Annotated in this window: 6 protein-coding genes; 5 read left to right on the plus strand and 1 reads right to left on the minus strand. The window is 43.8% G+C overall.

Features of this window, described 5'->3' with window-relative positions; all coding sequences use genetic code 11:
- Positions 1–783: 783 nt before the first annotated feature.
- The 5 genes from F0145_RS16735 (at position 784) to F0145_RS16755 (ending at position 11,329) form a co-directional block, all read left to right on the plus strand.
- On the plus strand, positions 784–2,853 hold the full coding sequence (locus F0145_RS16735; protein WP_190277577.1) for a T9SS type A sorting domain-containing protein: 2,070 nt from the start codon (positions 784–786) through the stop codon (positions 2,851–2,853).
- 122 nt (positions 2,854–2,975) lie between these two features.
- Positions 2,976–4,346 (plus strand): deoxyguanosinetriphosphate triphosphohydrolase, encoded by a 1,371-nt coding sequence (locus F0145_RS16740; RefSeq protein WP_317133187.1) that lies wholly within the window; start codon positions 2,976–2,978, stop codon positions 4,344–4,346.
- A 543-nt stretch (positions 4,347–4,889) separates the two neighbouring features.
- Positions 4,890–6,980 carry a M3 family metallopeptidase gene (locus F0145_RS16745; protein ID WP_150090015.1) on the plus strand — a complete coding sequence of 697 codons (2,091 nt, stop codon included), beginning with the start codon at positions 4,890–4,892 and terminating at the stop codon, positions 6,978–6,980.
- A 641-nt stretch (positions 6,981–7,621) separates the two neighbouring features.
- Positions 7,622–7,954, plus strand: coding sequence for a hypothetical protein (locus tag F0145_RS16750; RefSeq protein WP_150090017.1), 333 nt, complete (start codon positions 7,622–7,624; stop codon positions 7,952–7,954).
- A gap of 936 nt (positions 7,955–8,890) precedes the next feature.
- Positions 8,891–11,329 (plus strand): outer membrane beta-barrel protein, encoded by a 2,439-nt coding sequence (locus F0145_RS16755; RefSeq protein WP_150090019.1) that lies wholly within the window; start codon positions 8,891–8,893, stop codon positions 11,327–11,329.
- Between the two features lie 689 nt (positions 11,330–12,018).
- On the opposite strand, the gene F0145_RS16760 is transcribed toward F0145_RS16755, so the two are convergent.
- Positions 12,019–13,533, minus strand: coding sequence for a sulfatase family protein (locus F0145_RS16760; protein ID WP_150090021.1), 1,515 nt, complete (start codon positions 13,531–13,533; stop codon positions 12,019–12,021).
- Positions 13,534–13,567 lie beyond the last annotated feature (34 nt).

Consider the following 13,567-nt stretch of genomic DNA (forward strand, 5'->3'; position numbering starts at 1 on the left):
TGCAAACGGGGGTTATGCAGCAGACGGTAGTAACTCCGCTGCTCGGCTTCGCTCGCACTTAGCTGATGTATCACCACACTTTGCTTTTCTATTATCTTTTCTACTACTTGCTTGACCCGTCGCGCTATCCGAATGTTGCTAAATATTGCATCTGCCATTTACCCCCAACAGCTCCCCGCTCCATTTTGTGTCCTAATCGTAGCCCTAAATTAGGGAAGGAGTTCGGCCTATCTGTCTTGTTGCGGATTTGCTTTGTTGAGCAGGCTTGTTCATTGATTTTTTATAATTATTATAGAACCTAGAAAAGCCGTAGCTACTGGTAAACTACAGCAGTTTGGGCGATGAGGGCCTTCTAAGGTGTGGTGCTTTAGCATTCCGAGGTACGAGGAAAACAAGCTTAGACAGCCCGAATGACCAAACGGGGCCCCGCGGCCGGGAGCAAACTTAGACTTTCAAATACAGTTAGCACCTCCGCCTTGAAAGATGCAATCTTTCAAAAGATAAACAGGAATACCAGGCTATTTATGAAATATCGTTAAGGCACATTGGCATTACAGGTTTTCCTCTAATCTTTAACCTAAATTATTTTTGCCATTAGTTGTAGCCGGCCTGTAACTTGCCGCGTTAATAAACCAGTGTAATGCTAGTTTTATTAAAAGCGGCAAAACCGTAACTTAACCAGCAAAAATTTTATTTAGCACTATGTCCGGCAAAATCAGTTGTTTTCTGCGTTTTTGGTTTATCGGGATCAAAGCATTTATGTTGTTTTGGTTTTTAGCAATTATGCCGGAAACAGGTAAAGCGCAAGATGCCTGTATGCTGATTCCAATGCCGCTGGCGCAACGCGTAGAACAGGCTACGGTTATTCTGGAAGGCAAGGTTTTAGCCCAGAAGAGTTTCTGGGATGCAAGGCAACAGAATATTTACACAGCCAACACCGTAGAAGTTTTCAAAATATTTAAAGGCCAGTTAGCTAATGCAACCCAAATAGAAATTATTACCGAAGGTGGCACCGTCGGTAATAAAATGCACGTGTATTCGGCTACGCTTTCTTTGCAACAAGGGCAACAAGGAATATTTTTTCTGGAACCATCTAACTTTACCAATGCTAATCAGGCGCTCCCGGGCAGTACCCGCTACAGTGTTTATGGTAGTTTACAAGGCTTTATTAGATATAATATTCCTTCCCACACCGCCGGCGAGCCATTCCAAGCGTACCGCAGCATTTCAACCGACGTCTATCCGGCGCTGCTGGCTTTCCCCGAAATAACTTTAAAAACCATTAAAGAAAATCCTGATTTAAAAAATATTCCAATTTATACAACTCCCCTATCTAACCGTGCTGCCCGCACCCAGGCCATACCGGCTATTACGGGGTTTTCGCCGGACACAATTACCGCCGGTACCGGGGCAATATTAACCATTACGGGTGAGAACTTTGGCAATACGCGCGGGACCGGGTTTGTGGAATTTAAAAATGCCAACGATGGCGGCAGCACTTTTATCCGGCCCTTAGATGCAGATTATATTTCCTGGAGCGATAATATCATTCAATTAAAGGTACCTTCTATTCCGGCGGGCGGCGGGAACGGCGTAGCCGGAACCGGCCAAATACGGGTAATGAACAGCAACGATACGCGCATAGCTACCAGCACCGCCGAACTAGCCATCCGGTACGCAGTTTCGAACGTTTTAAAAGAAGACAAAGCTTACCAGCCGTACCATATTAATGCCAATGGACAGGGCGGCTATAGCATCCAGTTTGCGGCCAATATGCCGGCGGCGGCCCGGAGTGCTTTTAACCGTTCTATGCAAACCTGGACTTGCTACACCAATATTAACTGGGTAGCCGATGCCGTTACCTCTACCGCTAATACCACCGCCGAAGATAATATTAACCTGGTAAGGTTAGCCGGCCCCGGCGACTTGCCCACGAACGTATTAGGCCGCACCGTTAGCCGCTACGAAGGCTGCCAAACCGGCACCACCTTTTCTTACCTGGTCAGCGAATTTGATTTTGAATTTAACGACCGCTCCAACTGGCAATTCGGGCCGGCTACGCCCACCGCTAACCAGTACGATTTCCAGACAACTACCTTACACGAATTAGGCCATGCGCACCAACTGGCCCACATTATTCAGCCCCGGTCGGTGATGCATTATTCTATTGCGCGCGCGCAGGTTACCCGCACCCTTAGTGGCCGCAACGATGTGGAAGGCGGCAACCACGTGGCTAGCCGAAGTTTCCAGAATAATATTTGCAGCCCTACGCGCATGGTGCCTTTGGTGGCGACTAATTGTCCGCAACCAACCGAGTTACTTTCTTTTGAAGCTACCCTGCAAACCAACGGTACTGCTTTGTTAAGCTGGGTGAGTCAAACCGAAACCAACCTGGCTTTCTATGAAATTCAGAAAAGCATTAATGGCATTGCGTGGTACCCGCTCGGCAGCCAGACGGTGGCGGGCGCCGGCCGTACATATTCCTTTACCGATTCCCGCCCTGCTACGGGTTTTACCTATTACCGCCTGCGGCTGGTAACTCAGAACGACCTGTATAATTATTCGCCATCGCGTCGGGTGGGTACCGAAACAAATTTAGCCTTCGGGCTCCAGCTTTTTCCAAACCCTATTACTCAAAACAGCCTGCATTTCGAATACCAGACACCGGCCAACGGCCGCATACTCATCCGGGTTTACGATATTATTGGCCGCGAACATGCTTTGCTGGCCCGGAATGTAACTCCGGGCAACAACCCTTTTTACCTCGATGTACCCGGCCTGAAAAGCGGATTGTATGTACTCCAAATTATTCAGGAAAAAGAAGTGCACCAAGCCAGATTTATTAAAAGGTAACTTAATATATTACTAGCACTTGTTTTTAACCACCAGATTTATTTAGGCATTAATTCCGGCCAAAGTATTTTACTTTAAAAGATTTAGCCTTTACTTGCCGGCAACAAATGAGTGTATGCGGTATGAATAAAATGCATTGGGAAAAACTGCTTTCCCGCAAGCGTTACCAAAATCAGGTGCTAACCAGTTCCGACGAATGGGTACGGGGCGAATACCAGCGCGACTACGACCGGATTGTTTTTTCTTCGGCTTTCCGGCGGCTGCAAAATAAAACCCAGGTAATGCCCTTGCCCGAAAGCGATTTTGTGCATACCCGTTTAACCCACAGCCTCGAAACTTCTTGCGTGGGCCGCTCGCTAGGTCGCCTGGTGGGCAAACAAATATTGCAGAACTACCCCAACCTTAGTAAAACCAACCAGGTAAACGACTCTAATATTGGCGATATTGTAGCGGCCGCTTGTTTGGCCCACGATATTGGTAACCCACCCTTCGGGCACTCCGGCGAAGACGCTATTTCGGCCTTTTTCCAGAGCAACGAGGCCCAGCCATTTATTACCGAACTTAACGATGCGCAAAAAGCCGACCTTCAGAATTTCGAAGGCAATGCTTCCGGGTTCCGGATATTAACCCATACTTACCCGGCGCAGTGCAACATGCCCGGCGGCCTGCGCCTGACTTATACTACCCTGGCTACATTTACCAAATATCCCAAAGAAAGCTTACCCAAACTAAAAGGCACCGCCAACACCAGCGAGAAAAAATACGGTTTCTTCCAAAGCGAAAAAGACTGGTTCCGGATTATTGCCGACGAGCTGGGCTTACTGCCGAAAGCTACCGATAACCAGGTATTTTACCATCGGCACCCGCTGGCATTTTTAGTAGAAGCCGCCGACGACATTTGTTACCGCATTATTGATTTTGAAGATGGCTGCCGCCTGGGCCTTATTCCGCCGGAGCAAGGCATTGGTCTATTGCGCGAAATATTAGAAGAAACATCGGAACGGCAATCGCGACTTACTTTTTACGACTGGCGCGAGCAACTTGGCTACCTGCGGGCCCGCATTATTGATAAACTCATAAACGAGACAGCCGATATATTTATCCAAAACGAAGCCGCTATCCTGACCGGTGCATACGATAAGCCTTTAATCGGGGAAGTTTCGGTAAAAGCGGTTTTGGATAAAATTAAAACTTTATCGGTGAAAGAAATTTACCGCAACCGGCCCGTGCTGGAAATTGAAGCGGCCGGCTTTGAAGTACTGGGCGGGTTATTAGAAGTTTTCCTGAAAGCCGTATTTGAACCTAGCTCCCGTCGCCACCAGAAACTACTCGACTTAGTACCCGATCAATATTTAGATGTCAACCGTACCATTAGTTCCAATACGTATGACCGCATTTTACGCATCACCGATTTTATCTCGGGCTTGACCGACCAAGCTGCCATTTCGCTGTACCGGAAAATTAAAGGAATTTCTTTACCAAAAGTATATTAATCCAAAATGCATTTTTGTCGGAATGTCACATCTATATTTCTATGAAATATTATTAATTGTTTGATAATCCAAACTTATTAACTAGAAAACCTTTATATATAGGGTTAGCCCTGATTTTTTTGAATAGCATTTGCTAACCGTCATCCCGAGCCTGTCGAGGGATCTATTACCCTTATAAAAATGAAGCTTCATATAGAAGGAAATGGCTTTTGATACTTAAGTTAGCAATTCGATTCAAGTGGAGTGCTTTAGTATAGATTAATGGCTCATTTCACCCTATCTAAATTTTTGAACAGTTATTGGAGCTGCTGATCTTCCCGCTCGGTCAGGAGTAGAGCAATTCCTGTTAGCATGGCGGTAATAGATCCCTCGGCAAGCTCGGGATGACGGTTAGCAAATGCTATTCAAAAAAATCTGAGCTATTTTAATGCTTATTTTTGAAAGCAAAAATTACTAATATGCTAGGAAATAAACTACCTGCCTATTTGCCTGAGCACGGACTAATATGATTATCTTTAATAAATATCTAAGCTCCTAATTAACATGCACCCAACAATCAATATTCAACCTATTAAGCCATTCCTGCTGGTTATGGCTTTGCTGCTGGTTTTTGCCAGTTGTCCGGCTACTGCCCAAAATTCTAAACCGCGCAACCCGTTGTTGCCCGAACTAAATGGCGTCATAAATTTTAAAGCGGTAACAGTTGCCGATATTAAAAATGCCACCGACCAGGCCATTGCCGATACCAAAGCCAATTTGCAGAATATTTATGCCATTAAGCCCGGCCAACACACTTTTGCCAACACCATGCTGGCCTCCGATAACCTTTCGGATAAATTTGTTTCGGTGCTGACCGGCGTTAATATTCTGGCCAATGCCAGCCCCGATACGGCTCTGCTAAAACAAGCCCAGAAAAGCCTGGAAATATTAGATAAACTGAGCAACGAACTGGAGCTGGACGAAAAGCTGTACGCGGCCGTTAAAGCTTATTCCCAATCAGTGGAAGCAAAAAAACTAACTGGTGCCCGGCAAAAATTTGTCCGGGAAACAATAGAATCTTATGAACGCAACGGCTTTGCCCTAACGCCAGAAAAACGGAAAGAGCTGCAGGAAATAAATAACAAAATTTCGGAACTGGGCCTGGCCTTTGATAGAAATATTGCGGCGCACAAAGATTACTTGCTCGTATCCGAAGCCGATATGCAAGGGTTGCCCGAAGACTACCGGAAGAGCCGGAAAAAAGAAGGCGATAAATATATTATTACTTTGGATGGGCCTTCTTACACTACTTTTATGCGGTATGCTGTTTCGGAGCAGGCGCGCCGGCAGTTATATATTAAATATTATAACCGGGCTGCCGATAAAAACCTGGACGTGCTGAAGCAATTATTAGCGGAACGGCAAAAAATGGCTAACCTGCTGGGCTACCCTACTTATGCCGCTTACCGCACCGCCGATCGCATGGTAAAAACCCCCGATGCCGTTTGGCAGTTCGAAAACAACCTGATAGCGCGCGTAAAGCAAAAAACCCAGCAAGATGTAGCCGAATTGCTGGCCGTAAAACAAGCTTACCTGAAAAATCCGACCGCTACAACGCTCAGCCCATGGGAAACCGCCTTTTACAACGACCAGCTCATGCGCACCAAATACCAACTAGACCAGGAGCAGTTAAAAGAATATTTTGCTTTGGATAATGTACTAAGCGGTTTATTCCAGATTACCCAAAACCTTTTTAACATTCAATACAGCGAAGTAAAAAATGCTTCGGTGTGGCACCCCGAGGTGCGGTTATTTGAAGTAAAACAGAATGGCGCTACCATTGGCCGCTTTTACCTAGATTTGCACCCGCGCGATAATAAATATACCCATGCCGCCTGTTTCCCCATCCGGAAGGGCAAGCAGTACGGTAAAACTTACCAGCTACCAACCGCTGCGCTTATTTGTAATTTTAATGCTCCTACCGCCGATAAACCCGCGCTTTTAACGCACAGCCAGGTAAATACATTTTTTCACGAGTTTGGCCACGTGTTGCACAACATGCTCACCAAAGCCGAATTAGGCAGCCAATCGGGCACCTCGGTTAAACGCGATTTTGTGGAAGCTCCTTCCCAGATTTTTGAAAATTGGGTGTGGGATTACAATGCCTTAAAATTATTTGCGAAACACTATAAAACCGGCGAAATATTACCCGCGGCACTACACCAGAAAATGCTGGCGGCCCGCAACGTGGGTTCCGGCATTGCCGCTTCGCAGCAAATATTTTACGGTATTCTGGATTTTACGCTGCATGATAAATTTAACCCCAACGGCACCCAAACTTCCACCGACCTGGTAAAAGAACTGCAAAACAGTATTCTGCCCTTTTCTTACCTCGAAGGCACCAACATGCAAGCTGCTTTTGGTCACTTAAATGGCTATGGTGCCAGTTATTACGGTTACTTGTGGAGTAAAGTATACGCCGAAGATATGTTCTCGGTATTCCAAAAAAATGGCATTCTGGATGCTAAAACCGGTGCCCGGTACCGCGATATTATTCTGGCTAGCGGCGCCAGCCGCGATGAATACGAATTGGTGAAAGAATTTCTGGGCCGCGAACCGAACCCCGAAGCTTTCTTTAAATCGTTAGGTATCTAAAGACTCCAATATTTCGCCTAAAAAGAGAAGCTACAACCAGCGTTTGGTTGTAGCTTTTCTTTTTAGGTGAATAGTTTAACTAAATACCCGTCTGGTAACTAGTTTCTCCAGCCAGCTTACTACGCATTTATTTAAATAATATCAGCCACCCTTTCTCTTGCTCACCTAAAAAAATTGAACCTGGTAGCTCTTATACCACCAATATTTATCAGCTTTTGTAATATCTAAAACTTATAAAACCATATTTTTTTTAGTAACATTCTAATATTTCTAACTCTTTTAGCAATTACTTATGCAGAATATTATTAGCCTTAATTGATGCCTTAACTAAATATATACTTTTACGTATATTAAATATAAAATTGCTTCTTGAATGCGTTTTAGTAAATATTTTACTACTTTTGGGTTGTAGAATTCAGATTAAAAATAGGCAATTTCGAGGCAATAATTTTCCAAATTCTGGACAATTATTCACATTTCTAAGGAATAGTATTATTTAAAAAATAATTTAAATTATTTTACTCAAAATATTTTGATTATGTAAGCTTAATTATATATAATTGCATATATTTAATTAACAATATTTACAAAGCAAAAAACACCTACTTAAAAACTTAAATATTATAGCAAACATTTACGCCATGAAAAAACTACTTACCTCCGCCTTCTTACTTTTTGTTTTAGTATCTGCCCAGGCTGCCGATACACCCGAGCAAATCAGAGCCAAAGCCACTGAAACTACCCGCCAGTTAGCCCAAAAAATTGGTTTTAACGAACAAGAATACATTAGAGTAAAAGCTTACACTTTGGAAAAACTGATTGCAGCTAAAGAAGTAAACGAAATGTATGCAAACGACTCTGCGATGCGGGCTAAAAAATTAAAAGACATTGAAGAAGCTTACCAGAAAAATGTGGTAGCCGTTTTATCGCCGAAACAATCAGAAAACTTTGTAGCTATGCTGCAAACAAATTAATATTCCCCCTTATTTAACAACACACAGCAAAAACGCGAAACCTGCCCTTACGGGCAGGTTTTTTTATTCCTGATTGGTTATTTTACGATGCTGTTATAGATCCTTCGACAAGCTCAGGATGACAACAATAATGTAAGCGCAATTCTTATTTAATATTAGTAGTATTTCTTTGCTGCACCACCAGAATATGGCCTTATCTGGTTTAAGTTTAAGCGCAATGGCAACTTGTAACCAAGAACTAAAGCCAGCTTTCAACCGGCTAATTTGCTTAAACATGCTCAATAATTTCGGTAAGCAATAATTTGCCAGAATAACCAATTCCCATTCCTTCCGCTCAACTTTATTCAGCTTAACTGCTTTTACCGCTTTAAATATTTAAATAAAACCGCACGCATAGGCCCGATTTGTCCGGCATTTTAACCCGCAAAATCTACCATTCGCCCCTTAATTTCCGCTGTTCAGACAATACTACTTTCAATTAGCTTGAGCGTATCGGATAATTGTATCAAAAACGATAGCAATAGTGCAGGCTTTTACAAAACAAGAATTGCGTGAAGCTAAGCCAATAGCTACCTAAAAAATTTTAAGCTAAGGCAATAAGGTTGCTGTAACTTTTTACAAAATGAACAGTGTGCTCTTTCCGGAACGGAATAAAAGCTTACTCTCAGTAAAAATATAAAAGCACAGGCAACGCAATTAGCCGCGGTTGCATCTGGGTAATACAGTAAACCTGGTTAAAACCAAAGCTGAAAATATACATAGCTATTTTGTTGGCTTCCATTGTGCGGAAACGAACGAAATGTGTATTGTTTCCGGACACACATAACGAGCATTTACTCCTTAAATAGCTTTAAAACAGCTTTTTACAATATGGCACAATGCTGGTTTAAACAAGTTTAATTCTTATCACCCAAACCCTTAATAAAAAAACATACTATGAAAACTTGGTACTCTCGTCTGATTTTATTTTTCTTCCTGGCAAGCACGCACCTGGTTAGTGCCCAGGCTAGCGGTAGTCTGACGGGTATGCTGCAAGATAGCAAAGGCGCTGCCGTTGGTTTTGCCAATGTGGCGGTACTGCGCACTTCTGATTCGGTGGCAGTTACGGGAGCCATTACCGATGCAGCCGGCAGCTTTGCGATAAAAACCCCTGCCGCCGGAAAATATTTGCTACGGATAAGCTTAATTGGCTATGCCAACATTAATACTCCTGCTTTTGAAGTAACCAACGAAAATTTTTCGAAAAATTTCGGCACCCTGACCTTAAAAGAAAACACCAAACAACTGGCCGAAGTAAAAGTGCAGGCCCTGCGCCCCACCATTGTTAACCATCCGGATAAAATGGTGGTGAGCGTAGAAGGCACGGCTTTAACCGCTGGCAACACCGCTTACGATGTACTGGCTAAATCGCCGGGCGTATTTGTAGACCAAGACGGCAATATTCAGTTAAACGGCAAAGCCGGCGTCCGGATAATGATAGATGGCAAACTGACTTATTTATCGGGCAAGGAGCTGCAAACCATGCTGCAGGGCATGTCGGCGGAGAATCTGAAAGACCTGGAAATAATTACCAACCCCTCGGCCAAGTACGATGCCGAAGGTACGGCCGGTATTATTAATATTAATTTAAAGAAAAACGACCTGACCGGCATTAACGGCAGCATTTACGGGGGTTTGCAGAATAATGGCTTGCAAGGCTTTTCGGGCGGCGGCAATATTAACTACAAAAAAGGCAAGTGGAATTCTTTTGCTAATTTAGATGTGGCCCGCCGTACCCAGTTGCGTATTGCTACTTTTACCCGCTTGTTTAAAGGCGAAGAACTTAGCACCAACTTCGACCAGAACGCCCGCGAAGAAGGTATCCGGGATATTCCGACCCTGCGCTTAGGCACCGATTACGACATCAATAAAAAACACAGCGTAGGTGTAATGGCTAATTTAATGCTTTTCCGGGCCGATAATGATTTCCGGACCGATACCTACCTCCGCAACGGCAACGTGCAGCAGGACTCTTTAACCAGCGCTACTAACTTAATTAACGGCAGCTTTTACAACACTACTTTTAACGCGCATTATTCCGGCAAGCTAGATACTACCGGCACCACGCTTACCGCCGATTTAGATTACGTGGCTTTGCACGACAAAAGAGAAGCCGAATTTATTAATTATACCAAAAAAGTAACTGACCCCGGCTTAGGCCGCCTGGATTTACTCACCAGCGAAAACCGGCCCGTGTTTAATATTTATTCGGCTAAGGTAGATTTTACTAAACCGCTAAACAAAAATACCAAGTTTGAGCTAGGCGCCAAAGCCAGCCACGTAACCTCCGACAGCGACCTGAAATTCTTTAATTACCCCGACGAAGTAAAAAGCCTGGATTTAAGAAAGAGCAACCATTTTATTTACAAAGAGAATATTTTTGCCGGCTACGCTAATTTTAGCACCAACCTTGGCGAAAAATTTAAAATACAAGCTGGTTTACGGGCCGAAAAAACTGATGCCGAAGGCTACTCTGTTACCACCGATTCTACCAACACCCGTAACTATTTAAATTTATTTCCGAGCCTGTTTATTACCCAGAAAGTAAACAAAGACTACCAGGTTACCTACAACTACAGCCGCCGCATTAACCGGCCCCGCTACGAAGCCCTTAACCCTTTTGTATTCTACCTCGATAAATATACTTACGCCAGCGGCAACCCTTATTTGCGGCCGCAATACACCAATTCGTTCCAGGTGGTGCAAATGTTTAAAAACACCTATAACTTAACGCTGGGTTACGCCGTTACCAACGATTTTATGGCCGAAATTCCGGAGCAGTTTGTAGAAACCCGCATCACGGTTTTCCAGCAACGCAACGTAGACCAGTTTAAAGATTTAAGCGCTACGCTGGTGGCTCCCGTTAAAGTATCGCCTAAATGGGATATCAGCAACAACCTGACTTTATCGCACCAGGATTATACTATTATAATGAACGAACAAGCCATGCGCAACGAACAGCTTTTCTTCTACGCCCAGTCTACGAGCAATATTCAGTTACCTAAAAACTTTAGGTTAGAATTAAATGGTGTTTACCAGGGGGCTGGGGCGTATGGTTTATACAAAATAGCGGCTAACTGGGGCGTGGATGCGGGCATTAAGAAAACTTTCCTGACCGATAAACTCGAAGCCAGCTTAAATGTTACCGATATTTTCCGGACCCGCCGGGTGATTGGTAAGGCTAACTACAACGGCAATATTAATGAGTTTAATCAATATTTTGGGCAGCAAAGCGTACGGTTTAACCTGCGTTACCGCTTTAACAAAGGCAGCCAGTTTGAAGCTAAAAAACGTAACACCAACCTGGAAGAACTAAACCGGGCTGGCGGCAACTAAGAAAGTAAGCGCCATACCCTTATTATTTATTTGGGTATTGCGCTTACATTATTGTAGTCATCCTAAGTTTGTCGAAATAGGTGAATCTACTTTTTATATAATTGTAATAGATCCTTCGGCAAGCTCAGGATGACCCAGTAGTAAACACCTAAGCGTAAGTTTCGTTTTTTAATGGTATTATTCAGCTTAAACCTCCCCGGTCTTTAAGCCCTGGGAGGTTTTTTATTTTAGTACCAGTTAGTATGAAGTACCTTCCATAGCTAATAATATAATACCAAAATAAAATGCTTGCTGCGCTTGAATGTTTGCTCTTGGTCATCCTGAGCCTGTCGAAGGATCTATAACAGCATTATAAAAGTAGATTTAGATCCTTCGACAGGCTACCTATGACATACATTATTAGGTCATTTCTTCTTCAGTGTTTGAAAAAATTCCCACTCAGGCTGACCGCAATATTTGGAGCTAAATACATTCCTCTCGGTCATTCCGAAGGAATCTTCTGCATAGAAAGCGTTACAGGTAAATATCAGGCTAGGTTTATTACCTGTTTATCCAACTTATGCAGAAGATTCTTTTGGAATTCTTCGAATTCTGCAGAATGACGGGTAGGAAAAGCTATTCGCCGTGCTGTTTTGGAACCTCCTATTTGGTATAACTCCAGAATATTCTATCTCAGAAATTACAAAATATTACCGGATTGATTTCTCAGGTAAGGCAGTTTTGATACCTTCATCAACCGGCATCTTATCCGGGTCAGCGCCGGTTTGTTTTAGCAATTGGGCCAGTTGATTTTTCAATTCTGTTATCTTAGCCGCATATTCCGGGTCATTAATCAGGTTTTTATTTTCGCCCGGATCAACCGCCAGGTGGTACAATTCGGCCAAGTGCTTATCGGGGGAGCCATTGCCGGTGGGGTAATGCATATATTTCCATTGGTCGGTGCGAATGCCCCGCACGTTGGGTGTGTATGGGAATTGCTTTTCGTAATTATATTCGTAAAACCACGCCGTGCGCCAGTTAGCGGTATCGCCCTGCACTAAGTTTTTAAAAGATTGCCCGTGAATATTTTGCAAAGGCGGCGCGCCGCATAGCTCCAGGATGGTAGGCGCAATGTCTAAGGTTAAAACTTGTTTTTCAACCACCACCGGCTTTTCTACGGGCGTTAAACCCGGGTATCGTATTACCAACGGAATACGAATACTAGGCTCGTGCATGGTGCGCTTATCTACCATGCCATGTTCGCCGTTCAGCAAACCATTATCCGAAGTAAAAATAAAAATGGTATTATCCAGTTCGCCTTTCTCTTTTAACGTCCGGTAAATCTCGCCTACACTATCATCTACCGAAAGAATGGTAGCCCAGTAAGCCTGCACCATGTTTTGGAAATCCTTTACTGCCGCTGCCGAAGAATCCGGGAAGTTTTTACGCCATTCGAATAGCGGGCCGTAAATGCCGTGCCAGGTGGGCAGCCGCTGGGCAATCCAGTTGGGTTTATCTTGCAAATCAAAAGCACTTTCGGGGTAAGTTATACGGACGTTTTCGAAAGCCTTAGCGTACTTGGGTTCGGGCGTGTAGAAGCTATGCGGTGCTTTATGGCCCAAAATAAGCATAAAAGGTTTGGTATGGTCTTTTTGCAGCCAATCGTTGGCCAGTTTAGAAACCACATTGGTGTAATAGCCTTTTATAAGTTTACTGCCCGCGCCGTTTATATTAAACTCGGTATCGTAATAATTGCCCTGTCCTTTGTGGGTAACGAAATAATCAAAGCCGGGCCGCGGCTCGTCGTTTCCCTCGCCCATGTGCCACTTTCCGATATACGCTGTCTCGTAACCTTCTTTTTGCAGCACGCTTGGGAAGTTGGGTAAGCCCGCCGGAAATTCGGTAAAATTATTAACCACTCCATGCGCGTGCGCATATTTACCACTCAGGATAGAAGCGCGGCTGGGCGAACAAAGTGAAGTGGTACAGAAATAGTTTTTGAAATTAACGCCTTCGGCCGCTAGTTTATCAATATTAGGCGTTTTCAGGTGCGGATTACCGTTTACACTCAGCGCATCCCAACGCTGGTCATCGGTTAAAATAAGCACCACATTCGGACGTTTAGTATTTTCGGTATTTTCTTTTGAGCGGCCGCAACCCAAAAAACTTAAAAACAAGATTAAACCAAGGCAATATTTTACAGCAAGACCAGACGTTGCTTTCATTCCTATAAATATTATGAATTGATTATTTTATTAA

The sequence above is a fragment of the Adhaeribacter rhizoryzae genome (assembly GCF_008629685.1).
GTDB classification, from domain to species: Bacteria; Bacteroidota; Bacteroidia; order Cytophagales; family Hymenobacteraceae; genus Adhaeribacter; species Adhaeribacter rhizoryzae.